At 61.1% G+C, this 23,329-nt stretch carries 15 protein-coding genes and 2 pseudogenes; 7 read left to right on the forward strand and 10 right to left on the reverse strand.

Features of this window, described 5'->3' with window-relative positions; genetic code table 11:
• Positions 1-646: 646 nt before the first annotated feature.
• The 3 genes and pseudogenes from DS839_RS15185 to DS839_RS37200 form a co-directional block, all read right to left on the reverse strand.
• Positions 647-1,957 (reverse strand): SNIPE associated domain-containing protein, encoded by a 1,311-nt coding sequence (locus tag DS839_RS15185; protein WP_119271259.1) that lies wholly within the window; start codon positions 1,955-1,957, stop codon positions 647-649.
• Positions 1,954-3,216: a hypothetical protein gene (locus DS839_RS15190; protein ID WP_119271261.1), complete on the reverse strand. Its 1,263-nt coding sequence runs from the start codon at positions 3,214-3,216 to the stop codon at positions 1,954-1,956. Before DS839_RS15190 ends, DS839_RS15185 begins: the two co-directional genes overlap by 4 nt.
• Before the next feature lie 66 nt (positions 3,217-3,282).
• Positions 3,283-3,408 (reverse strand): annotated as a pseudogene (locus DS839_RS37200) (hypothetical protein); the annotation flags it as partial.
• A 793-nt stretch (positions 3,409-4,201) separates the two neighbouring features.
• On the opposite strand from DS839_RS37200, the gene DS839_RS36930 reads away from it, so the two are divergent.
• Together DS839_RS36930 and DS839_RS15205 are read left to right on the forward strand one after the other, a co-directional pair.
• A complete protein-coding gene (locus tag DS839_RS36930; protein WP_368911673.1) occupies positions 4,202-4,336 on the forward strand; it encodes a hypothetical protein in 135 nt (44 codons plus the stop codon).
• 81 nt (positions 4,337-4,417) lie between these two features.
• Positions 4,418-5,778 (forward strand): annotated as a pseudogene (locus DS839_RS15205) (NAD(P)H-dependent oxidoreductase).
• 24 nt (positions 5,779-5,802) lie between these two features.
• Here the strand turns inward: DS839_RS15205 and DS839_RS15210 are convergent.
• From DS839_RS15210 to DS839_RS15230, 6 genes are all read right to left on the reverse strand, one after another.
• Positions 5,803-6,498 (reverse strand): DUF922 domain-containing protein, encoded by a 696-nt coding sequence (locus DS839_RS15210; protein WP_119271265.1) that lies wholly within the window; start codon positions 6,496-6,498, stop codon positions 5,803-5,805.
• Between the two features lie 2 nt (positions 6,499-6,500).
• Positions 6,501-6,710 (reverse strand): hypothetical protein, encoded by a 210-nt coding sequence (locus tag DS839_RS15215; RefSeq protein ID WP_119271267.1) that lies wholly within the window; start codon positions 6,708-6,710, stop codon positions 6,501-6,503.
• A gap of 142 nt (positions 6,711-6,852) precedes the next feature.
• Positions 6,853-8,577, reverse strand: coding sequence for a hypothetical protein (locus tag DS839_RS15220; protein ID WP_119271269.1), 1,725 nt, complete (start codon positions 8,575-8,577; stop codon positions 6,853-6,855).
• A gap of 244 nt (positions 8,578-8,821) precedes the next feature.
• Positions 8,822-8,959, reverse strand: a complete 138-nt coding sequence (locus DS839_RS36465) for a hypothetical protein (RefSeq protein ID WP_162918545.1) — start codon at positions 8,957-8,959, stop codon at positions 8,822-8,824.
• A 65-nt stretch (positions 8,960-9,024) separates the two neighbouring features.
• Positions 9,025-9,357, reverse strand: a complete 333-nt coding sequence (locus DS839_RS15225; RefSeq protein ID WP_119271272.1) for a hypothetical protein — start codon at positions 9,355-9,357, stop codon at positions 9,025-9,027.
• 103 nt (positions 9,358-9,460) lie between these two features.
• On the reverse strand, positions 9,461-12,652 hold the full coding sequence (locus DS839_RS15230) for an ATP-binding protein (RefSeq protein WP_368911674.1): 3,192 nt from the start codon (positions 12,650-12,652) through the stop codon (positions 9,461-9,463).
• A 424-nt stretch (positions 12,653-13,076) separates the two neighbouring features.
• Between DS839_RS15230 and DS839_RS15235 the strand changes: the two genes are divergently transcribed.
• Positions 13,077-15,197, forward strand: coding sequence for a beta-N-acetylhexosaminidase (locus tag DS839_RS15235; RefSeq protein ID WP_119271276.1), 2,121 nt, complete (start codon positions 13,077-13,079; stop codon positions 15,195-15,197).
• A 697-nt stretch (positions 15,198-15,894) separates the two neighbouring features.
• Here the strand turns inward: DS839_RS15235 and DS839_RS15240 are convergent.
• A complete protein-coding gene (locus DS839_RS15240) occupies positions 15,895-17,685 on the reverse strand; it encodes a B12-binding domain-containing radical SAM protein (protein ID WP_119271278.1) in 1,791 nt (596 codons plus the stop codon).
• Positions 17,686-18,429: 744 nt separating this feature from the next.
• Between DS839_RS15240 and DS839_RS15245 the strand changes: the two genes are divergently transcribed.
• The 4 genes from DS839_RS15245 (at position 18,430) to DS839_RS15260 (ending at position 23,310) form a co-directional block, all read left to right on the forward strand.
• Positions 18,430-19,611 carry an ABC transporter substrate-binding protein gene (locus tag DS839_RS15245; protein ID WP_119271687.1) on the forward strand — a complete coding sequence of 394 codons (1,182 nt, stop codon included), beginning with the start codon at positions 18,430-18,432 and terminating at the stop codon, positions 19,609-19,611.
• On the forward strand, positions 19,608-20,321 hold the full coding sequence (locus tag DS839_RS15250; protein WP_119271280.1) for a hypothetical protein: 714 nt from the start codon (positions 19,608-19,610) through the stop codon (positions 20,319-20,321). The genes DS839_RS15245 and DS839_RS15250 overlap by 4 nt, the downstream gene beginning before the upstream one ends.
• 284 nt (positions 20,322-20,605) lie before the next feature.
• Positions 20,606-21,997, forward strand: coding sequence for an L-lactate MFS transporter (locus DS839_RS15255; RefSeq protein ID WP_119271282.1), 1,392 nt, complete (start codon positions 20,606-20,608; stop codon positions 21,995-21,997).
• A gap of 314 nt (positions 21,998-22,311) precedes the next feature.
• Positions 22,312-23,310: a hypothetical protein gene (locus DS839_RS15260; protein ID WP_162918546.1), complete on the forward strand. Its 999-nt coding sequence runs from the start codon at positions 22,312-22,314 to the stop codon at positions 23,308-23,310.
• Positions 23,311-23,329 lie beyond the last annotated feature (19 nt).

Genomic DNA, 23,329 nt, shown 5'->3' on the forward strand with positions numbered 1-23,329 from the left:
AGGCTCTTGCTGCGTCTGATGCTGGAAGTCTGGGTTGCTCAGGCGCGAGTTCTCAATCCCGCCGCCGCGTGAAATCCGGATTGTTCACGGTCGACCAAATAGTCTTTGACCCTGCGACCTCTCTCAATTCGAATCAGGATCCGTCTCGTTTGGCGAGACGTAGCCCATCCCGTCAATGCGCAATTTCGCAATCATGGTAGCAGCGCCATTCATGCTGGCGCTAGCCGGACCGTGAAATTCAACGCCTTCCCGGGACAAGTGTATATGGCGTGTATTAAAGCAGAGGGACAAACCACACCGGGGCACCGTCGAGAAATCGAGCGTCGTCGCTGTGCTAGCAAAGTATGAACTAGAAACTTATATTCTAGACGCGGTGGATATTTAAGCTCGCTCCATTAGTCTTTTCAAATTTGCGTAGGGAAAGCCGCAGAATTTACCCGATTTTTGTATCTCAAAGAGGCATGATGAGATGACAGTTCAGTCCTTGCATTGTCGTAATTGATGGCAAAAGCTTGCTCTGCCACCGGTCCGACTCTGCCGCACAATACTTTGGCACGACAATTGCTCCATGGTGGTCCGGCAAATTGTCCGAACAAAGAGCCCGTGTACTCAGTCGTTCCCCGACGATTAATTCCTAAGACGGCCTCTAGCTGGATGATTGTGGCCAATACCGGGTGCTCTGAAGGTACTCCGTAGATTCCGGATGCTCGACAAACTCGAGCAGGTTTCCAATTTTCTTTGCAAGGATCGAACGCACTTCACTCGGAGTCGCAAAGAAGAATTCTCTACGGTGGTTGACCCAGTTCATACGCCGGGAGGCGAAATGCTCATGAAGTTCACCCTCAAGTTTAATGGCGTCCTCTGAAAAATAGATCGCGTGAACGTCGTACCTGAATGGAACTGACGCATCACCAAGTTCTTGGATTCGATCCAAAGGATCCAAACGTCGGGTAAGCCCGATCTTCACCACACGCTCGCCGAAGGCACCGCGATTTGAGATCACGTAGACGTAGCCGGCGCGAATGTTTGCCGTCCGATAGTCATTATGCGCGATCGCACGATCGACCTCAGCAAGCTTTCGCTCCAACTCAAAGTCGGAACTGCCGCCGGTCTTGAGCTTCTCGATCACCGTAACGAGGTGGCTGCGCTCTTTGGTCAGGCGCTCCCTGGCAGCTGCGAGCTCTTGCTCGACTTTCCGCTCCTCACGTAGCCGTTCACGTTCGGCACGCGCCGCTTCACGCTCCTCCTCCTTCTTGATGAGAAAATCTGCTGTGAGCTCGATTTCCTCGATGCGTAGCGCATGAAAGTGGTCACTGATATGCATTTCCATCATCTTGCCCAGCTTGGCGATCGCGGCTCGAGATGCATCAAGGCGCTTAACGGCGGTTACGACATTGCCGGGGCGAAGCGTCCTCACGACGTTTTCCGCCTCGGCGTTGTAGGCGCGTAGCATCAACTTGGCCAAATCGTTCGTCATGCTTCGGCCTTTCGCCAATGAGCCATCGAAGGTGAACATGTTGGATTTTTCGATCGCTGCATCAGCCTTGATGACCTCAGCTATTCGGACTGATATTGCGTCGAGGCGCTCGCGATAGGCGACTGTGTTCTCCAATGGGTGGTGATACCGATAGATACCGGCGTTCTGAAGGATGCGCTCGTCGTTCAGTTCGATTACATTGCCTGCTTCAGTCCCGACTGCTTCCAAGCGAGCGCGAAGGGCTGCATTCTCTGCTTCTAGCAGCGCGATGCGAGCGTCGGTCCCTTGGGGAGATACAGGCGGCGCGGTTGCAGGCGTTGCCATAGCATCATCTGCTTTCCCATCGTCGATCCACAACTGCCAACCTTTTGGGAGCGCGGGCCATGCCGGGTCCGGAGTCCAACCTTTCGGCGGTACCCACCCCGGTGGTGGCTTGGGCCAGCCTGGTGGTGGATTGAACGACAGCCCTCGTTGTTTCATGCTCTGCGCACTCCCGCCCGCTCAACCGCGATAAGTCCATGCGGATTCTGCGACACGGCCGCACCAAGTCTATCAAGCGTGAGCGCTGGAACGACAGCGGATAGATTAAACTGCAAGAAAGCGTCGCGTTCAGCCGCTGCGACGACCAGCGGGATATATGCACGCCGCCCGGTCGCCGGGTCGACGGTACTTGCGCCGACATCCAGTGAGATCGTCCGGATGAGAGCGCGGCGGTCCGATTCAAAAATCTCGTGAAACGATCTGAGCGCCACCTGATGAACTGCACTGGCATAGCGGTCACGACATTCCTTCTGCGACAGGGCTGTCCAGGTGATCTCGTCGGAAGCCTTGGTGTATTTGAAGGCCTTAATATCTGGAATCGCTTCCGGGCCAGGCACTGCCACTGACAAGCGAAGTTCCGCCGACGAGGGGTCGAATTCGAACTGATGCGTTACTTGAAAATCCACCGGATACGCTGAGTTCGAAAGCACGATGGCAACATACTCCTGCACCGCCTCGGCCGTGCCGTATCCGAGGTTTGTAATCAGTTCGTCCAAACGCCTGTTGTTCTCCGCAGCCTCTTCCTCGCGCGCCTCGCACTCCTGCGCGAAGCTCGCGTGGGCGGCCTTTAATTGTTCAAGGCGATTGACCTCATCCCGCACATGTTTTTGTCTCGCTTTCTCGCGGAGTACTTCCGCGCGTCGACACTCAGCACCCCAGTCCACGAGATTGCGTTCGTGCGCGCGCTTGGAATCCGCAGCAGCTTCCACGTACTTCCTTTTCCCAAACAGCTTTCCCAATCCTCGCGGTGGATCGGGTGGGACCAAAACTGGTCGAGGAGGATCTGGAATCGCTCGCGGCTGGGGAATCGGCGTTTCTAAGTTGCCAGGATTGAAAGGCGGATGCTGAGCGACCATGCGCAAGGTCCTCAGATCAACGTAGTCATCTCTCGATAGAGTTGATGTCAGCAGCGTGTCAATATCCTCGTAGATTTCTGCGAGCTGAGCATTTCGCTCATCAACCTCTGCCTGCATGGCCTCAAGGTGCGCTTCCTTTGCTTCCTTCTCAAGACGCTTTCTTTCCGCTTCGGCAGATCTCGCTAACTGCACCTTCGCTCGTTCTTCCGCTTTACGGGCTTGTTCAACACGACGTACGAGCGCTGCATGCTCTCGCGTGGTCTGTCGATGCTTCCGCTCTTCCTCTCGGGCGGCGATTCGAGCCTGATGCTGAAGCTCTGCGAAAAAACCCCTTCGTGCCATAGTGCTTCCCTGATGTTCTTACTTGCGCTGGGACTATTGCGAGTACTAGCAACTTCGGTGAGTTGCTCACACCCTGGACCTCCACCAGCCGGCCGCCCTCGCTTCCCCTTCGAAGCAAAACCAGCGTTCGCCCTTGCCGGTCGAAATGCGGATCTCCAAGTAATGGCGGTGTCCGGGCACGTGATAAATCCGCTCGCCAGTATTCTAGTTGATGTTGCCCTTGATGTTGCAGGTGTTGGTCAGCAAGGGGATGTGAGATGTTTGCGCGTAATCCCACCACACGAGCGAGTAAGCGGCGATCACACAGAAGCCAAGTAGCCCCAGGGTGTATTGCCCAAAGTCCATCCATGATCGCTAGCGGGGTCGGCGCGAGTAAGGTCGCCTACCCTGCCACTGACCGCCATTGTTATCGACGCCCATGAGCCGCCCATGTCGCGGAGATTGTCGTTAGGTAAAGAATGCGCCCAAACGTTGTCTTTTGTCTAGAGGGGTGTAGTTTTGACACTGTTTCGGGCGTCTTACTTACTCAGAAACGCCGTGAGGGACGGACGCAATCCTGAACAATACAGTGAGCAATATGCAGCGGGATCACGACGACCGTGGACCCTTTGACTTGCTGCGCAGGGATCTCTTTAAAAACGGCTCAGCAATCTTGTGGTAATAGACAGAAATGCGGCGATCGAGTCCTGCCTTAGCCCTGGCGAGCGCCAATCCGATTGGGTTGGGCAGGGAAATGACGCAGGCTAGGGCGGATGTAATTGCCCGTCTCTGCCATGAACGGCACGTGTCCTAGTGATAGAAGCTACGATCGAGCTTTGCCCGAACCCCCATATTGTCGAGCTGTTCTCTGGTGCACTTCCAATCCTATATCATCGCCATGACCTTAGAACTGGGCCTGAGCCCTATGTCGCTCCAGAGAGCCCAAAGGACTGCCGAGTATCATCCGACGAGCGACTCGGATCCGACGAGCCGGGAGGAAGACTCGATGGCCGAGAAGGCGGACCCGACGCGCGGAGAAAAGGAAAGGTTAGGGCTTTGCCTTGACGCGGATCATCTCGATGATCTGCGTTACTACCGGGGACATTCGCTGGCGGCTAAAAGCACGCTATTTACCCGTTGAAGCTCATATCCGTTTTGTATTGCCCATGGCATCGAAATTGGTTGAAATTCGGCACGCAACCACGCGTAGCGGAGGTGAAGCGTGAATCTGCACAGGATGCTGGTCGAACGTCAGATCATGGGCAAGCCGTTGCGCGTCGGCATGATCGGGGCCGGCAAATTCGGATCCATGTATCTGGCTCAGGCGCGACGAACGCCCGGCATCCATCTTGTGGGGCTGGCGGACCTTTCCGTATCGCGCGCGCTCGACGCCTTCAAGACCACAGGCTGGGCGGCTGAGAGGTATTCCGCCAAGAGCCTCGACGAAGCCGCCAGGACAGGCGGCACTCATGTCTGTGACGATGCAGATGCGCTCATCTCCTGTTCCGCCATCGAGATCATCGTCGAGGTGACCGGCAACCCGCTGGCCGCGGTGCGCCATGCTGTCCGGGCCTTCGCGGCGAAAAAGCATGTGATCAATGTGAGGTCGAAGCGGATGCGTTCTGCGGGCCGTTCCTTTCGAGAAAGGCTTCCGAGGCGGGCGTGGTCTACAGCCTCGCCTATGGTGACCAGCCGGCATTGATCTGCGATCTGGTCGACTGGGCCCGCGCGGCCGGCTTCGAGGTCGTCAGCGCGGGCCGCGGCCACAAATGGCTGCCGCATTTTGCGGCATCGACGCCGGATGCGGTGTGGGATCATTATGGGCTGACCGCGGAACAGGCGCGCCAAGGTGGTCTCAATCCGCAGATGTTCAATTCGTTCCTGGACGGATCGAAGCCCGCCATCGAATGCGCCGCCGTCTGCAATGCGACGGGGCTTGCCGCGCCGCCGGACGGACTCGAGTATCCGCCAAGCTCACTGACCGGCATTCCGTCCGTCTGCAGGCCAAGGAGCGAGGGCGGGCAACTCTACAGCAAGGGCCAAGTGGAAGTGCTGTCCTCCCTCGAGCGCGACGGGCGCCCGATCCCCGACAACATACGCTGGGGTGTCTTCGTCGTCTTCGAGGGAGATTCCGACTATGTCCGCCGCTGCTTCAGCGAATATGGCATGGCGACCGACCCTGGCGGCCGCTACAGCGCCCTCTACAAGCGCTGGCATCTGATCGGCCTGGAGCTCGGCATATCGGTCGCGTCGGTGGGCCTGCGCGGAGAACCCACCGGATGCGCCAGCCAATTTCGAGCCGACGCGATCGCCGCGGCCAAGCGCGACCTCAGGCCGGGCGAAATACTGGATGGTGAAGGGGGCTACACGGTCGTCGGCAAGCTCATGCCCGCCGACACCAGTCTCACGATCGGCGCTCTCCCGCTCGGGCTCACCCACAAGGTAAAAATGCTGCGGCCCGTCAGGACCGGGACGCCGCTCACATGGCAGGACGTCGAGATCGATCCGACACTCGATGCCGTGCGCGCGCGCCGTGAGATGGAAGCGACACTGAAGATGAAGCGCCCAGCCTCGAGACCCTGACGGAAAGCGAGCGGAACAAGGGATTCAGGGCCGGAGCACGGCCCCCTGAGTCCGGCCGTTGTCGGTGCCGTTGGGCTGGTCTGCAGGATCCTCGACGGCGAAGACGCTGTCCGGATCGGCGTTCGGGTCCGCAGGCGCGGCTTCGTATCTATCCTGCTTCTGCTCCATTTCGCGGAAGTCGGCCTGCTCGGTCACCAGCCTGCGCTCGGCGGCGTCGATTGCATCCGCTATTGTCTTGTCCTCAGGCGTCTTGGGCGAACCATCCGCTTTAAACTCGGGCGCCTTCGCGGCGGGGATGGCAACCCTGCCCGCCGGCGTGTCGACGAGCGCCGCGCGCACCCGCTCCATCCCGAAATCGTAGAGGTAGACGTGCCCGAGCTCGTGCCGGTGGAGGGCGGCCAGGAAGCGCCGGTACTCCCTGCGCTGGGCAGCCGGCGCCGCCTGAAACTGCGCGCGCCGCCACTGCGGCAGGCGGACCTTCGTCGTCCAGACGACCTCCTTGATCTGGATGGTGATCCGTTGCGTGGCGGGATCGAAGAGCCACTCCGACCGGTGGTCGAATTCGAGCGTCGTCTCTCCGGCAAAGCGCTTCTGTCCGTCGCTCGAAAGGGTTCCTTTCCCGGCCGCAGGGTCGAAGATATCGTACGCCACGTCGCCGAGATCTGCGCCTTCCACCTCGTAGCGCTCGTAGCTGGTGCCGCCTCCTGAGCCGTTCGACATCGCTAAATCTCTATATCGGCGCAGTCTTCATTGGTTCCGGTGTACATGCCCTGGTCGATGATCGATCTCTCGCCGTTCGGGGTCGCGCCTTCGATCTGTCCATCGGCGTTTCGGCTATAGACGACCCGCCCCCTGAGCGTTCCGCAGGATGGCTTGAGCTTGCGGTATCTCGGCCTTTTTCCGGAGATCATCTCTTGTTCGGGCGACGCCATCGTCATTCTCCCAATCGCCGTGAGCCCTTCGCAGGGGACACGCGCCGATCGTGATATTTTCCAAATCTCCCCGTTCGGCCCACGATGTCAAGCGGGGAAATGCGGCACGAATAATCTCTGGTCGAGGCTCAGGGACGCGCGCCTAGTGCGGTCTGCGATTCTCCACGAAAGCACCTGGCAGGTTTCGCTCGGCGTCGCCGACAGCCTCCATCTTTTGACGAAGGCTCTCCTCAAAACGAGCCGTAACCTTTCTCTCTGCGTCAGTGAGTTCAGCGGCCGTCGCTGGCGGGCCGCCCTGGGTCAAGGCGTCACGCTGCAGAGTGGTAATGACGTTCAGCCGGGTGAGGCGATAATCCGTCAGAGTCTGGTTGTAATCCGCCAAGGCTGCTTCGAACCGTTCTTGCAGATATCCCAATCCCGCCGTCTCATCGAGGGGAGGGTCGCAGATGAATTTCGCAAGCGTGTCCCGCCTGAAAGGTATCATGCTGTCGGTCAATGTCTTCGAAAGCTGGCCGGTCTCGGTAATATGCACGAAGCCCTTGTTGTTCTGGGTCGTCGGCCAGTTGAAGGTTACTGTGTTCACCGTGCCGATCGGCTTCTCGTTCGCATGTTGATGACAGCCGCCGCAAGTGGCGGCGCCAGCCCTCGCCATGACATCGTCGATGGTGACCGACGCGCCAAGGGGGAAACCCGTGAGCAATTTCTGCAGAGCGAACGTGATATCGTTTCTGAAGTCGGACCCGAGATTCTCTTCCGGAACATCAAGCGTTCCTTGGGAATCGCTCTGAAATTCGTTGAAGCGGCCGTCGGGCGTCGGCAATCCCACCCTGTTCACGACAACCTTTTCATAGTGAGACCGGTCGAATGCCGGACTGTGCGGATTCAAACGCGGATCAGTCATCATCGCCTTGGGTATGAATACCAGCTCAGGCTCCAACAGCCCTTCCAAAATCCCCTTATGGGCGACAAAGGCGGCATGAAACTCTGCTCGAAGCGGATCCAACCCGTCGGCTTTCTTGCCCGCGTCCACATATAGCTCGGCCAGCGGGTTGCTTTTGACCGGTTCCATCACAAACCGGCCAGGATCGGTCGACAGGAGCTTCCATTCGCGCAGCTGCCACTTGTCCTCGATGAACAGGTTGCCGCGCAGCTGTCCAAGAGCGCCGAGGTGATGCGGGTGTATCGGCCCCGGAGTGTATCCCGGTATCCCGTCAAAGTAGAACTTCCGCAAGGCCTCGATGCGCTGGGCATCGTCCTCAATGTCGCTCAGATCGCGCCAGAAGTCTGCCAGGCCGAGGCAACCGGCGGCGCCAACGAATTGCGGATTGGGCATTTTCATTTCGAATATCAGGAAGAAGCGGTCATCGAACTTTCCCACCTTCGGAGGGGATATCGGAGCCTTGAAGGCGTACACGATCCGGTACTCTCCGCAGTTTCGGAAATTTCTCGGTGCCAGATCGAGCCGATTGAACAGGCCGACAGGGACCAGGCCGTACTCATCGTCGGGGTCAAGCAGCCGCGACGCCACAAGCTGATTTTCGCCCGGCCGGACGTCAACCTTCATCACGACATTGGAGATCGGGTTGACTTCTTCACTCTTGGCGAAGGTCGCTACCAAGCTCGCCATGAGCGCTGCCTCTGCGTCTGCTCCCGAGGCCGGAACCGGCAAGTCCCGAAGCAGTTGCGCGATGACTTTCCTCAACGCAAACGGCTCCTTCAGCAAGGCGGGATCATGCACGACAATGGAGCGATCCGGATCAATCGTGGGAGCGCATGGTTGAGCGCTTAGCGGGGCCGTCGCCATGCACCCCCCGAGCACGGATGCAACAATCCTTCGAGATGCTGCCTTTATCGACGAGGTGATCATTTCGTCTCCAAAGTTCATAGTGGTGACCGGGTCACACCATGATGAAAGCTCGGCATCGGCATTTTGAGGTCGGAATCAAGATGCATTTCATCGGTAAAGAAAGCATCCTGGCCAGCGCGGGTCACTGCGGAGACCCCGAAGCCCCATTCAGATCGGGAAGCGACCTTTCTTATCGGGCCGGCCGGCCAATGGGCCCGGGCCGGCGACCACCTGCCCAGCCACCATCGGCCTTATCACCGCGAAGCTACTTCTTCGCTTCGCTTTGCAACTCTTCGAGCCGAGTGCTGGCTCTCTTGATCGCCTCGGTCACCTCCTTCTGCAGCGCCATAAGGAGGTCGAGCTGCCTCTGAAAACGCGCGACATAATCTGCATCGACGGCCATTCTATCCTCCATCACTGAGCCCAAGCAGAACGCAACGTTACTTCCCTCGGTATGGAAGGCAGCTGCTAAATCACTTCGACTACGTCAATCCACCAGTAGAAATCATCAGTCTTCTTGGCGCTGTCTCTCGAAGTCAGGAGAGCCACCCCTAATGCCGGACCTGCCTCGAACGTCCCCTGTATCCACCCCGGCGGTATCCCGACTGTGTTCCAGCGCATCGGTGTCCCAAATACCCTCTGGACGGTCCTTTGACTGGCGCCCGTGCTTTCCTGCATGACCCACGCCTCGAGCCATGTAGCCCTTTCGTTTTTCCCGAGCGTCATCGGACCCTGCGGCCACTCGACCTGACCCGTGCCGTTGTTCAGTGCCTGATATTGATCCCAGTTGCCTGCTGCCATCACACACCTCCTTCCATCACTACCGGCCCGTCCGGTCGCGGAGCCTTACGAAACGTCAACTATGTCCGATTTTGCCGAAGCCGGCTAGGTTAATCTTCGCGTTTCAATTTGAAACAGTGTCTCGAGAGCAATCACGCAACCACAATCGAGTCGCCGATGCGGAGACGTCGTTTTCCTTGAGCTCGTAAAGATGCAGCGCCTCGGAGGCAGAAGTGACGGCCTCACCGATGCGCCGTGAAGCCTTGAGCACGTTCGACAAATCCAGCAGCGCGTCCGCCCGGTAGTTTATGAAGTCGGTGGACCGAGCGAGGGCCACCGCCTCCCGCGCGAGCTCCTCCGCCTCATGCGCCTCAGCGCGTCTCGAAAGCACGCGTGCCCGGATACCGCGCCACAGGATCTGTGAGAGCAGATCGTCCGGCGCCGCGAGCCGGGCGCTCAGATCCGCGAGTTCCTCGGCTTCCGCATCGCGTCCCTGCTCGAGGACCGCCCGCGCCAGGAAGGCCGCGGTGGTCGGCAGGAACATCCGATCGCCCATCCCTTCCAGGGCGCGATATCCTTTTCGCAGGCTTTCTTCGGCTTGAGCCGGGTTCCCGGCGAGCAATTCGACCGTGGCTTCGCTCTGCGACGTCGCCGCATTGAGCGTCAGGCCCAGATCGGCATAGGCAGCATTGCTCATCGCCACCAACTGGCGGGCGAGATCGAATTTCCCGGTCATGGCGTATAGACTGCCCAAGTGACGCAGAATCGCCGCCTCGGATTCCGGGCTGTCACGGACCTCCTCGCGCATCAGCTCACATCGATCTATGCCCTCGCCGGCCGGTATCGGCCCGCACCACAGCGAGGACGCGATCCACGTCAGGATGTCATTGTACAGATGCCGATCGCCGGCAAGGCGCGCATGCGCGGCAGCACTTTCCCATGCCTGCGCCGCGGCCTCGGCGCGCGCCTCGTTCCAATAAAACAACGCCTCGAGCCGACGCGCCCGGCACAAGCCGATATCGTCCTTCCAGCGCTGAAAAACCTGGATCGCCGAGGCCGTTGCACGTACGGCCTGCTCGGTCCCTCCGCCCTCGACGCGAAGCAGCCGGAGCAGCTGCTGCTGGATGACCACATGCGACGCCGCGCGCTCGTCATTCGCCGCGGCGGCGAGCCGTTCCGCCTCCTCGAGTATGGGCTCCGCCTCAGCCAGCCGCCCGCATTCAATCATGGCGCCGCCGAGCTCAGGCAGCAGCATTCGCCGCCGCGAGTCCTCGGCGGGGAGCAGCGCACACACGCGCTGCAGCAGGGCGACGGCCGCCGACAGGTGGCTGCGGCCGAGCGCCCGCCGGGCCGCCGCCTCGAGACGCTCGGCTGCTCGAGCGGCGAGCGAAGCCGCACGCTCATCGCGAAGTCCGAGTGCAACGCGGTACTGAAAGGCCTGCTCGAAGTGGTAGCCGGCCAGCTCTTCGAAGTCCTGCCCCGTTCCCTGCGCCTCGAGCCGGACGGCGAAGCGTTCGTGCAGGTCGGCCCGCGTGCTCTTCGATAGCGAGCGATAGGCAGCGTCGCGTATCAAACCGTGACGGAAGCGGTAGGCCTTTTCCCCGCCGAGGTCCGATTCGTCCGGGCGGATCAAATCCCGGCGGACAAGTGCCCGCAGGCCATCATCAAGCATTGAATCGAGCGCCGGGCCGAGCTCGGCGACTGTGCCGCGATGAAACACGACGCCTTCGACCGCCGCCGTCGTCAAGATCGCTCGTTCGTGGGCGGGAAGGCCCTCGAGACGGGCAGCGAGCAGCGCGTTGATTGTCGCCGGAACGGGCAACTCGGAGAGATCCGCGCGAGCGACCCACTGGCCTTCCTTGCGCGTGAGCAGCCGCTCATCGACGAGCATGGCCACGAGCTCCTCGGCAAAGAGCGGGTTGCCGTCGGCGGCGGATGTAATCCTCGTCTCGACGACGGGCAGCAGCGGCACATGGTCGAGCAGGTTCAACACGAGCTTGCGGCAATCCGCTTCACTCAAGGGTTCCAGCACGAGTGTCGTTGCATTCGTTTTGCCGCCCCAGCTCGGACGCGTATCGAGAAATTCCGGCCGTGCCATGCAGACGATCAATATGGGGGAAGCATGCGAGAAATCGGCGAGATGCTCGATCAGGTCCAGGAATGTCGACTCGGCCAGATGAAGGTCGTCCATCGCAATGACAAGCGGACGGTCTCGCGCCAGCGCTTCGAACACGCGCCGGACGGCCCAGAAAGTCTCCTCTCTGCTCCCCGGCTTTCCCTCGCCAATCCCGAGCAGATCGGACACGCGCTCGGCAATGAGCTCGGCCTTGTCGTCCCCGGCGAGACTTTCTGCAATGCTTGCCGCGGACAGCTTGGCGCTGTCCAAGCCCCTGGCGCGCGTGATCTCCCGGATGATGTCGGCAAGCGGCCAATAGGTAATGCCCTCGCCATAGGGCAGGCAGCGGCCGCGCGCCACGATTGTCTCGCCCGAGACGCTTCCGGCGAATTCCAGAATAAGCCGCGACTTTCCCACGCCGGGATTGCCCAGGATGGTCAAGAGCCGGCAGGTTCTATGGCTGACCACGTCATGGAGGATGGCGTGGATCGCCGCACGCTGGTGCTCGCGGTCGACGAAGGGCGCCTCGAACCGGCGCTCGAGGCCGGCGGTTTGAGCGGCGACGCTCACCAGGACGATGGCCGGGAAGGTCTCGCCGTGCTTGAGCGTGCGCGGGCTGCTCGCCTCTACGACGACGGCGTCGCGCACCAGCCTGTGAGTCTGCTCTCCGATCAGGATTTCGTTGGGTCGCGCGGCCTCTTCGAGACGCTTGGCCACACGCACGGCCTCGCCGGTGAGAAATCGATGTCCTTGGCTGTCAATGCCCGTAATGACCTCCCCGGTATTGAGGCCAATTCGATGCGCCAGCCGAACGCCCCAGCCCGCCTCGAGTTCGTGGTTGAGTATAGCGAGCGTATCGCGCATCTCGACGGCGGCCCGTGCCCCCCGCAGCGCGTCATCCTCGTGAAGCCTCGGCACGCCGAAGGTGGCCATGATCGCGTCACCGATATAGCTGTCCACAGCTCCGCCGTGCCGCTGGATAATGGAGCTCATCTCGCCAAAGTAGCGGGCGAGGAGATTTCGGAGCGCTTCCGCATCGAGGGTGAGGCTCAGGCGTGACGAGTCGACGATGTCGACGAAGAGAAATGTTACGGTCTTGCGAACCTCTTGCGCCGGCTTTTGCTCCGGCGCCGGCCCAAGCAGTGGAATCGGCTTCGGTTCCGGCATTATTTTGGGCTCGGCTGGCTTATCGCTGGGCATTCCTCGAACTCGCACTGCTTCCGCTTCGGGCGGTCTTTAAGCCTGCCATGAGCTCCAGAATGTCAAATTCCAAGTGAGCCTTCCGTTTAGTCGAGCTTAATCGGCACATTAGCACTTGCTCCAGGCGACCTCCAGCAGCGTAACATAGGAACGGCGTTTACCAAGTCCGTCCAAGAGGGCCGACGACTAGATTTCACCCAACCCGGACGTCGTGGCTCGAGGTGAGCTGCCCTTGGCGATCAGCGTGCTGCATGTGATAGATGCGCACCCGCTCGGACCCCGCTGAAAAGGCTGACCCGAGCCGAAAGGACCCGGCCTAATCGAGCTCGGGAGGAGGTTATTTATCATCAAGGTCACGCGCCGCGATTTCGCAAAACTCGCTGGAACACTTGCCTTTGCGGGCTCCAGTCCAGGCTCGCCTCCGATGAGCGCCCAGGCAAACTCGTCGAGGGCCAATCCAGCGGTCGCAGTCGCGGCGCTGATGCCCCAGCCGCGCTCCATTGCATATGGCGATGGCTGGCTCCGCGTCTTGGGGGGATTTGAGGTCGTATGGCTCGGTTATCGCTCGCCCCTGCTGGACCGGACGGCGCTGCGGTTTCAGGACAACGTCGCACGTCGAACCGGTCTCGATTTGGGTCGCGCCAGTGCTGCCGAGCTTCGGATCGACTGTCGAGACGATGACAAGTCCTATCTGACGACCGATGCGCGTGAGGCTTACGCGCTCACCGTCACTGAAGATGCCGTCGTGCTGACGGCCGATGGACCGACGGGAGTGCTCCGTGGCCTGGCGACGCTCCGACAATCCATTGTCAACGGGCCTCAGGGCTTCGCCATTCCAACCATGGTGATCGATGACGCTCCCCGTTTCGTGTGGCGCGGCGTCATGATCGATGTCGCGCGGCACTTCATGACACTTGCGACCCTCAAGCGCCAGATCGACGCGATGGAGCTCGTGAAGCTGAACGTGCTGCATCTGCATCTGAGCGACAATCAGGGCTTTCGCGTCGAAAGCCGCCTCTATCCGAAGCTGCACGAAGGTTCGGCGCCGGCCTTCTATTCGCAAGCGGACATTCACGACCTCGTCTCCTACGCCGCGGACCGCGGCGTTCGGACCGTTCCTGAATTCGACGTTCCCGGACATTCGCGCGCGATCCTCCGAGCCTATCCGGAGCTCGCGTCGGACGAGGGCTATTTTTACGGATCGACGCTCAACCCCGCCAATCCGCAGACCTACATTTTTCTCGATCGCTTGTTCGGGGAGATGGCCCAGTTGTTTCCAGACCCGTATTTCCATGTGGGCGGGGACGAGGTGTCCGGCGCAGATTGGGACGCCGATCCGCAAATCCAGGATTTCATGAAGGTAACCGGCTTGCAGACGAAAGACGAGCTCGAATCGTTCTTCTTCGACCGCATGCGAAGCGGCCTCGGCGTCCATGGCAAGACAGTGGTGGGCTGGGAGGAAGTCGCACGGACCCAAATCCCGGATGATGCCGTGGTCCAGACATGGCGGAGCTCGGGCGCCATTGCCAGGGCGACGGCGCAGGGCAACCGGGTGATCGCCTCGGCCGGGTACTATTTCGACCTGCTCCACTTGAGCGAGAGCTATTATATTGTCGATCCGCACGATCCGGCTTCGTGTTGCCTGACACAGGCGCAATTCGCTGAAGGTACGGCACTGGGGCTGCCTGAATACATCATCGCCGAGGACCAGGTGATCGGCCCGTCGCTGACACTTTCCCCGCAACAGCAAGCGCTGGTACTGGGCGGCGAAGGATGCATCTGGACCGAGATCGTCACTGACGAGATGCTCGACGGCCGGCTCTGGCCGGCTGCCGCGGCCGTCGCTGAACGCTTCTGGTCGCCCGCATCCGTCCGCGACACGGCAGACATGTATCGACGGCTCACAATCGTCCAGGATGGCTTACGTCTCGCGGGACTCATGGACGATGCCAACCGCCGGCGGATGGCGGCGCGGCTGGCGCCGGGCGAGTCGGAGCCGGTGGCGCTGCTGCTCGATCTTGTGGCACCGGTGCGCAATCATGCTCACAATCACCGCGCGGTCGCGCGGCTGAAGGGGCAGATGCCGGCAGCGCAGGCGTTCAACGAGCTGGCCGACGCGGCACCGGCCGACAGCCTCGTGGCCCGCCGTTTCGAGCTGGACGTCGACCAGTTCCTGCGCGGGGACCGCTCTGGTACCGCCGTGCTCAAGGCAAAGCTCATGTCATGGCGCGACAATCATGACCGGTTCGCAAGCGTGGCATGGGGCAGGCCTGAGCTCGAGGTCGCGCTGCCGATTTCCGCTGACCTGGCAGCACTTGCCGTGATCGCGCTCGATGCCGTGACCGCCATCGAAACCGGGCATGCGCCGGACACACTATGGCGCGGGCGCGCAGTCGAGCTCCTCGATCGCCAGCTTGCGGCAGAACAAGCCTCGGAAAGCATGGTCCGGGCATTCACCGCGCAACAGCCTCAAGCCGACCTTCTGATCAGCATCACGCGGGGCGTCCGCAAGCTTGTGGAAGCCGCGGCGATTGTTGGGCCTTAACCGAGGCGTGCCAGGGTTAGCGGATGCGGAAGCTGAAGCCGATGAAGGGCCCCGGCCAGCCATATCCGTAGAAGCCCGGATAGTAGCCATAATAAGGCGGATAATACCCGTAATAGTATGGCTCATAGTAGGGATAGTAGCGGTACCGATTATATCTGGCGTATCGATATCGACGATAGCAATTGTAGCAATAGCCTTTCCGTCTGCCGTACTTATAGCCGTTCCATTGCCGTACTTCTTGTACTTGTACTTCTTGTGCTTTTTGTATTTCTTGTAGCCTACCTTTTCGACGCTATTCGTTCCGGCATCCAACTGTATTGACGCAGAACGCGGCAACGCCTGGCTTGCGACCGGCGCGCCGAAAACGATTGCCGCGAATACCACGGCTGCGATGACGAAAGCTCTGCTTGTGATGATCACGGTAAGGCCTCCTCTCGATAGACCTAAAGTCCGAGATCTTGACGATACGACAGCCGTGTGGCCAAGAAAAGGCACCTTTCGCCGTGAAAACAGCAATGCCCCTCTATCCCGCATCCAATGACTGTCTCGGCTCCGATGATGGAGCATGATAGCGACGAGGATCAGGCCATCGCCGCGCTTCTGGACAGAGATCGTCACTGACGCGATGCTCGACGGCCGGCTCTGGCCTGTTGCCGCGGCTGTCGCGGCCAGGGCCTGCGGGATATGCCTGTCCTGACTATGCCTCGTGCTTCGCCGTCGCGCCGAACTCGACGCGGATCTTGTCTTGTCTCTTCTTGCGAGCGATGGCGGCTTCAGCGCCGGCGGTCGCGGTGAACATGGCGAGATGCTCAAAATCGCCCTCTTCCGCCGGCGTAAGCGCGGTGTCCATATAGGCCGCGCGCTCAGGGCTGCTCCCTACCCTTCTGATGATGCGATAGCCGTCAACGAACAGGCGCCCATACCGCCAAAGTTTCCACACCGTTTCGGCGGCCATTCTGAGATGGAACACGCCCGGCCATTCGAGGCCCATGCCCGGCCGCCGGTCAGTGCGGTATTTGAGGCGCCCTACGCCGCCTTCCAGCGGGTGGACACGCTCGATCTCGTAGACCGCTTTGAATTCCATCATGTAGCTGACGACCTTTTTGGGGCTGCGGCCCTTGATAGAAGCCTGGCGGCGCGCCACGGTCTCGATGTGGTCGTTGCCATAATAGGCCCGCCAAGCCCCGTCATAGGCCTCTTCCCATTCCTTGTCGCCCATCTTCGCGTGATGCGTGACGCGGTAATGGGTGTTGTATTTGTTGAGATCGCCGTCCATCCACTCGCCGCGGCTCAGCGCATTGCGATGGTCTTCGGAGCCGGGCAAGGGTGTCAGGAAGAACAGCTCCAGCATGTCGAGCGGCAGCTCGTTCTTGATGATCTCGACATCGCGGAGGATCGATTGCTTCGAATCGGCCGGAAATCCCGTGATGTAGCCGGCCCAGGTGTAAACACCCGCCTCGCGCCAGCGCTGCAGCATGGTGCGGTAGTCGGTGATCTTGTTCTGCCGCTTCTTGGCGGCGATGAGATTGTCGGGGTTGATGTTCTCAAGCCCGATGAAGACACGCCGCACGCCGGATTTCGCCGCCTTGTCGATGAAATTGGGAATGCGATGGCATTGGGTATCGACCTGGATGGTCAACTTCACCTTCAGCCCGGGCTTCTCGCGCAAGAGGATGAGCCGGTCGAAGAAATCCTCCCAGTTCTTGTTGCGCGCAAGATTGTCGTCGGTGATGAAGAAGTGGTCGATGCCCTGCGCGGCGTTCTCGCGGACGATGGCCTCGAGGTCGTCGGGAGTTCGGAACCGGCTCTTGCGCCCCTGCACATTGATTATGGTGCAGAACGAGCATTGATAGGGGCAACCGCGTCCAAGATCGAAACTCGACCGGCTGTTGAAGCTCTGCCGCAATTCGGAAGCCGGAAGCGTCGGCCAGGGCTGGCCTTCGAGACCCGGCAGATGATTGAGATGGTTGTAGACGGGCTTGAGGTCGCCGGCCCAGGCATCGCGGAGAAGTTCGTCGAAGCGGCCGTCCTCGGCCTCGCCGGCGAACAGCGAAATTCCCATCTCCTTGGCGGCAACGAGCTCACGCGGCAGTTCCGGCAGCATCGAAATGCAGCCGGAAACGTGGAACCCGCCGAGAGCGACCGGCAGCCCGGCATCGAGGAAGGGGCGCGCCAAATCGACGGCGCGCGGGAACTGGTTCGACTGTACGCCAACCAGGCAGATCAGCGCCTTGCCGCCCCGCCGCTTCACGCCGGCAATGATCTTGCGCGGCTTTACCCGGCGATTGGTCTCATCGTGGGGTTCGAGAATGATGTCGACATCCTCGCCAAGCACCTTGCGCCGCGCGAGATCGCGGCCCAGACCGTAGAGCGCCGCAAGCGTGTTCGACGGCATGATCGATCGGTACCAGGTGATCGGATAGCCCTCATCGTCATAACGTGACGGCTTGATCATCACGACGGTAAAGGCCCTTGGCGCGTCAGCCATCGATTTCCCCTCTGTGCTGGAACAGCCTAACCACAATTGGTGTGGAAGCAAGGGTCCGCTGTTCACCTGCCAATCGCCGGGGCACCACCCAGCAAATTACCCTTCCCGGCACCGGATCGCGTCGTCCTTCCGGTTATACCTGCTTCTCCCGGCGCCCGAAGTCGATATCCCGGCTTTCCGGCTATGGCGATGAAGGATGGCAACTTCGCAGGCTATCCGGTGCGCATCGGCGCGCGACAGGAAAGGCGCGCACGGCCACCACGAGCGCAGTTCGGCCGAGAGACAGGTATGTGGAGGACCGGATGCCGAGGCGGCGCCGGCGGACGCACGGCCAGCCATCGCCCCCTCGGACTTGGTTCATTGTTTGGAAATCGACGATTATTGGAGATTTGTCGTTCAATCCTCGTCGACAGGCCGGTGGAGCGAAGCGGTGTGTCGTTGAAGGCCCCCAGCAGGTCTGGTAGAAAGTCCATCGCCGTGGACGTGCGCGAAGAAGGAATCAGGGCCGATCGACTTGAGCGCTTCGCCGGCGGGGGAACTGGTTTCCCGCTGTTCTCCCTCCCGTGCGCGTGGGGCAGGAGAAAGTGGAACCTGCCGATCAATCTCAGTTTGAGACAGGTCCTGGCACTGGGCCTCCTGGCTCTCGTCTCATTCTTCGGCAATCCTGCCTTGGCGCAGCAAGACGCGATAGCGCCCCCCGGAGGCGGTCAGCCGGCTGCGGACACAAGCGCAATCCGCCTCGGCATGTCGGCGGATTTTTCGGCGAGCGCACGGGCGCTCAGCATCGAGCTCTATCGCGGCGCCATGGCCTATCTCATTCCGCTCAACAAGGCCGGCGGCGTCCATGGAAGGCAGGTCGAGATCACCGCCTATGACGACAAGTACCAGCCCGACCTCGCGATCCAAAACACGCTCAGGCTGATGAAAGACGACGTCTTCGCGCTGTTCTCCTATGTCGGCACGCCGACCATGATCCGCACCCTGCCGCTGCTCAGGATGCGGAACCTGGAGCATTTCCTCCTGTTCTTCCCCTTCACCGGGGCCGACGCCAATCGAATTCCGCCTTATGACAAGTTCACCTTCAACCTGCGCGCCTCATACGATCAGGAGACCAAGGGGCTTGTCGATCACTTCGTCGCCCACCATCGAAAGCGCATCGCGGTATTCTATCAGGCGGACGCCTATGGAAGGGCGGGATGGGCCGGCGTGCGCAAGGCATTGGCGAGCCACGGGCTGGAGATCGCCGGCGAAGCCACTTATCGGCGCGGCTCGCCCTACGACCAGAGCTACGATCCCCAGGTGGCCATCATGGAGCGTCTCAAGCCTGACGCCGTCATCTGTGTCGGCACCTCTCCGGCCTGTGCCGGCTTCGTCCGCGACATGCGCGACCGAGGGGTCGACTGCCCGGTCGCGACGATCTCGTTCGTCGGCAGCGATGCCATGCTGAGGCTCCTCGCCGATGGCGAGCAGAAATCCGGCAAAGACTACACCTCCCGCCTCGTCGGCTCGCAGGTGGTGCCGAGCTATCAGGACACATCGCTGCCCATCGTGCGCGAATATCGCGAGGCGATGGACCGCTACCGCGATGCCATCATGCCGCCCGAGTCCTTGATGTACCCGAACGGGAAGACGCCGGAAACGGAATATGCACCACTTCCGTACAGCTTCGTCAGCCTCGAAGGCTATCTGAACGCCAAGTTGTTCGTCGCGATCCTGGAGCGGATGGGCGCCAACGCTCAGCGCTCCGACCTGACGCAAGCGGCGATGACCATGGGCGACATCGATCTGGGCCTCGGGCAAAAGCTTTCTTTCGGCGGCGCCACGGACCGGCGCCAGGCCTCGGACCAGGTCTATTATACCGTGGTTCAGGGCGGCCAGTTCGTGCCTTTGCAGGACGGCGAGTGGGAGGCTTGGTTGAAACGATGAAGATCGCCCGGTTCTATCAGAAGACCCTGTTCGGCATCTTCGCCCTCATGGGGCTCATCCTGGTGTCGACTTCCGTCATCTACGTCCATACCGTCGATCGGCAGCTCACCGACTATTTCGTGAACAGCAGCCAGGCGATCGCGCGCGCCATTGCCAATTCGGACAGCGACCTGATCGTCAACCAGAACTATTCGGCGCTCCAGTCGGTCATCGACCAGTATGTCGATATCCCCGGCGTTTCCTATGTTTTCGTGGTGGACGGCCAAGGAAACATCATCGCTCATACCTTCGTGCCCGGCGTGCCGGACGAGATCGCCGCTGACTACAAGGACGGGAAGGACGTCTATGATCGCTCGCTCGCCGGTCTCGGAAATTTCTCGGAGGTGACGGCAGGCATCATTGCCGGCCAGGCCGGCCGCGTGCATGTCGGCATGGACAAAGGCTACTTCGCCTTGCAGGTTCAGACGGCCATCGGCCGGGTGGTCTACCTCCTCGCCATCATCTTCGTCGTCAGCGTGCTGGTGACATACGGGCTGATGTACCAGGTATCCCGGCCGCTTCATCTCCTGGGAAGCTATGCCTGGCATTCGCTCTCCGACGAGAAACACTCGGCGCCGCCCTCCTCCGGGCTCAAGCGCCTCTTCGGACGCATCGACGAAGTCGGCGAGCTCGGCAGATTGATCCGCAAGGCGACCGGCAGGGGAGCGTAATCGCATATGAAAATCCCTGGAGCAAGCGAGCCGTCGCCAGTTTTCCCCCTCGCCCGTTGCGAAGCAATGGGAGAGGGTGGCCGAAGGCCGGGTGAGGGCTCTTTGCCTGCAACATGTTTTGCTTTTGAAAGTTCCGCAGGCTTCGAGAAAGAGCCCTCATCCGCCCTTCGGGCACCTTCTCCCATCCTCCGGACGGGAGAAGGGGAATTGGAGGGAGTGATTTCTCCTTCTCGAGAGCCTCGCAGACTTCATTTGCGATTGCCTTCCGGCAGGGGAGCGTAAGCATGCGCACGCAAGAACGCGTGCCCAACCGGTGGCTGATAGCGACCGCCTGCACGGTCCTGCAGCTCTGTCTCGGCACCGTCTATGCCTGGAGCTATTTCCAGCCGCTCCTGGTGGAGCAGTTCCGCTGGACCAACACCGATACTTCGTGGGCGTTCAGCCTGAATATCTGCTGTCTCGGCCTGTCCGCGGCATGGGGCGGGATGAATCTTGCCAGGCTCGGACCGCGCAAGCTCGCCGTCGCCGGCGGCATTCTGTTCGCGGCAGGCTATGCGATCGCCGCACTCGCCCTTGCGCTGGAGAGCCTCCCGCTCTTCTATCTGGGCTATGGCGGCGTCAGCGGCGTCGGCATCGGCCTTGGCTATGTGACGCCGATGGCGACCATCATCAAGTGGTTTCCCGACCGAAAAGGACAACTGACCGGCATCGCCGCCATGGGCTTCGGGCTGGGCGCCTTCGTCCTCAGTGTCGTGCTGGCACCCATCCTGATGCATATGCTTTCCGGGAACCTGACACTCGTCTTCGCAGGCCTCGGCGCCATCCTCGGCTCGGTCGCCATCGGCTCGGCGACAATGCTGAAGAACCCGCCGGAGGGCTATGTCCCCTTGGGCTTTGTGCCTTCGGTACAACGGGCAAGCCAGGGCGAAAGCCCCTATGCGCGGGCCGAGGAAGAGGCCGACCTGCCCATCAGCGAATATCTGCTCGCCGGGCAGTATGCGATCATGTGGTTCATCTTCTTCCTCAACATAACGGCCGGCATCTCGATCATCAGCTTCCTGTCGCCTCTGTATCAGGACATCTGGAAGCTCGATAACCCAACCTTGGAGCGCTCGGTGCTCGCCGGCTATGGCGCCTCGCTGATCGCCATCAGCTCGCTGTTCAACGGCCTTGGGCGCATCGCCTGGGGCGCGCTGTCGGAGCGGCTCGGCCGCATCAATACTTTTCGCGTCCTGTTCGCCACGCAGCTCGTCGTGTTCGGCCTCCTGATGACGGAGCACAACCCGTACATCTTCGCCATTCTGGTGTGCTACGTGCTGAGCTGCTTCGGCGGCGGCTTCGCGATCATGCCGTCGATGGTCACCGACGTCTACGGGACGAAGCGCATGGCGCGGCTCTACGGTATCATCCTCACCGCCTGGTCGGCCGCCGGCGTGGTCGGACCGCTGGTGGTCGCGAGCCTCAAGGACAGCTATCCGGACCGCGCCATCATCTATGCCTTTCTGCTCAATATCCTTGTGCTCGGAGTCGCCTTCACCTTCAGCTTTCTCGTCAATGACGAGCGGTTCGTACCCCGGCGGATCCTTCTTCAGGTCTTCGGCGCAAGGCCCGCGACGGGCAACGGCGAAGAACCCGCAAGGGACTCGCCCAAGGCAACGGGGCTTGCCGAGACGTAGCTCGCGGAAACAGGCCCCCTTCGCCCTGCGGGCTTCGGCGCGGCAGCCTTCGCGAGCGAAGGAGGATGGCCTGCCCGGCCGTAGCTCGCGGAAACAGGCCCGCCTTCGCCCTTCGGGCTTCGGCGCGGCAGCCTTCGCACGCTTCGCGAGCGAAGGCTGGCGGACGCTTTGCACTCGAAATTGAAATGACCAATACGCAAGGCGAACGCATCGCATGCTCCCAAAGGGATCCTCGCTCGATGTCTTCCGCGCCGTGAGTCGGCCTCGGCAGAAAATGGCTTGAAACCGCGCGAACACGGCGGTTACATAGGGCGATGAGCAATCCAGCTTCTGCTGTTGCAGTGTTACTGCCGGGCGCGACACCGGAACAGTCCGGTGCCGTCCTCGGCGCGATGCGTGCTGTGGCTGAGACGGGCGGCGCCGCTACGCGGTCCGACCGGCTGGCGCTCGAAGGTGCCGCCCGATACGTGTTCGGGCACGCGGGACCATTCACCTTCGCTGATCTGACGCCTGTCACGCCGGCGGCGCTGAAGGCTGCCCTCGCCGGCACCAACCTCGGCAATGATGCAGCCAAGTTCCTGACGGTCATGGCGCTGGTGGATGGAAAGCTCGACCGGGCGAAGATTGCAGCGGTGCTGCGCTACGCCGACGCGCTCGGCATATCCGAGCGTTACTTGGACGAGGTCCGCGAGGCGGCGGAGGGCCACTTGCAGGAAGCGTTGGCGGACATGACCCGCTGCAACATGGAAAGCGTCACCGGCATGCCGTGGGAAGGCGACGTCAATGCGTGGCTTGTGCCCTATGGTGGCGCCGGCGCCGATCCTGCTCTGGCACAACGTTTTCAGGCGCTGAAGTCGCTGGACGCGGAAACGTTCGGCCACGCCATGTGGCGGCATTTCACCAGCAACGGCTACGAGTTCCCCGGCGAGCCGAAGGCACTGAACGTCGTGTTCTCCCTTCCCCATGACTCGGTCCACGTTCTCAGCGGCTTCGATACCTCGGCGCGTGGCGAATTGCTCGCTTCGACATTCACAGCCGCCATGCATCCGAAGTTCCCGATGGCCGGCCATATCCTGCCTGTCATCTTCAGCTGGCACCTCCAGGTCCAGATCAACAAGGTGGCCGGCGAGGCGTCGAGCGCCCTGGACCCGGTTGTATTCTGGCAGGCTTGGGCGGCGGGCGCCGCCGCGACCGTCGACACATTCTCTCCACAATGGGACTTCTGGGAGCACGTTGCCACACCCCTCGAGGAACTCCGCGCGCACTACTCGATCCCAGTCGACGGCGTAGAGCAGGCTGCAACGGTGCGCTAGTTAGAGCGCCGGACATGCT

It is taken from the genome of Taklimakanibacter deserti (assembly GCA_003574785.1).

What these genes read in the sequence shown, in the direction of transcription:
- DS839_RS15185 (WP_119271259.1), bottom strand. Translation starts at nt 1,957, where the DNA reads ATGAAACAACGAGGGCTGTCGTTCAATCCACCACCAGGCTGGCCCAAG.
- DS839_RS15190 (WP_119271261.1), bottom strand. Translation starts at nt 3,216, where the DNA reads ATGGCACGAAGGGGTTTTTTCGCAGAGCTTCAGCATCAGGCTCGAATC.
- DS839_RS36930 (WP_368911673.1), top strand. Translation starts at nt 4,202, where the DNA reads ATGGCCGAGAAGGCGGACCCGACGCGCGGAGAAAAGGAAAGGTTAGGG.
- DS839_RS15210 (WP_119271265.1), bottom strand. Translation starts at nt 6,498, where the DNA reads ATGTCGAACGGCTCAGGAGGCGGCACCAGCTACGAGCGCTACGAGGTG.
- DS839_RS15215 (WP_119271267.1), bottom strand. Translation starts at nt 6,710, where the DNA reads ATGGCGTCGCCCGAACAAGAGATGATCTCCGGAAAAAGGCCGAGATAC.
- DS839_RS15220 (WP_119271269.1), bottom strand. Translation starts at nt 8,577, where the DNA reads ATGATCACCTCGTCGATAAAGGCAGCATCTCGAAGGATTGTTGCATCC.
- DS839_RS36465 (WP_162918545.1), bottom strand. Translation starts at nt 8,959, where the DNA reads ATGGCCGTCGATGCAGATTATGTCGCGCGTTTTCAGAGGCAGCTCGAC.
- DS839_RS15225 (WP_119271272.1), bottom strand. Translation starts at nt 9,357, where the DNA reads ATGGCAGCAGGCAACTGGGATCAATATCAGGCACTGAACAACGGCACG.
- DS839_RS15230 (WP_368911674.1), bottom strand. Translation starts at nt 12,652, where the DNA reads ATGCCCAGCGATAAGCCAGCCGAGCCCAAAATAATGCCGGAACCGAAG.
- DS839_RS15235 (WP_119271276.1), top strand. Translation starts at nt 13,077, where the DNA reads ATGAGCGCCCAGGCAAACTCGTCGAGGGCCAATCCAGCGGTCGCAGTC.
- DS839_RS15240 (WP_119271278.1), bottom strand. Translation starts at nt 17,685, where the DNA reads ATGGCTGACGCGCCAAGGGCCTTTACCGTCGTGATGATCAAGCCGTCA.
- DS839_RS15245 (WP_119271687.1), top strand. Translation starts at nt 18,430, where the DNA reads ATGTCGGCGGATTTTTCGGCGAGCGCACGGGCGCTCAGCATCGAGCTC.
- DS839_RS15250 (WP_119271280.1), top strand. Translation starts at nt 19,608, where the DNA reads ATGAAGATCGCCCGGTTCTATCAGAAGACCCTGTTCGGCATCTTCGCC.
- DS839_RS15255 (WP_119271282.1), top strand. Translation starts at nt 20,606, where the DNA reads ATGCGCACGCAAGAACGCGTGCCCAACCGGTGGCTGATAGCGACCGCC.
- DS839_RS15260 (WP_162918546.1), top strand. Translation starts at nt 22,312, where the DNA reads ATGAGCAATCCAGCTTCTGCTGTTGCAGTGTTACTGCCGGGCGCGACA.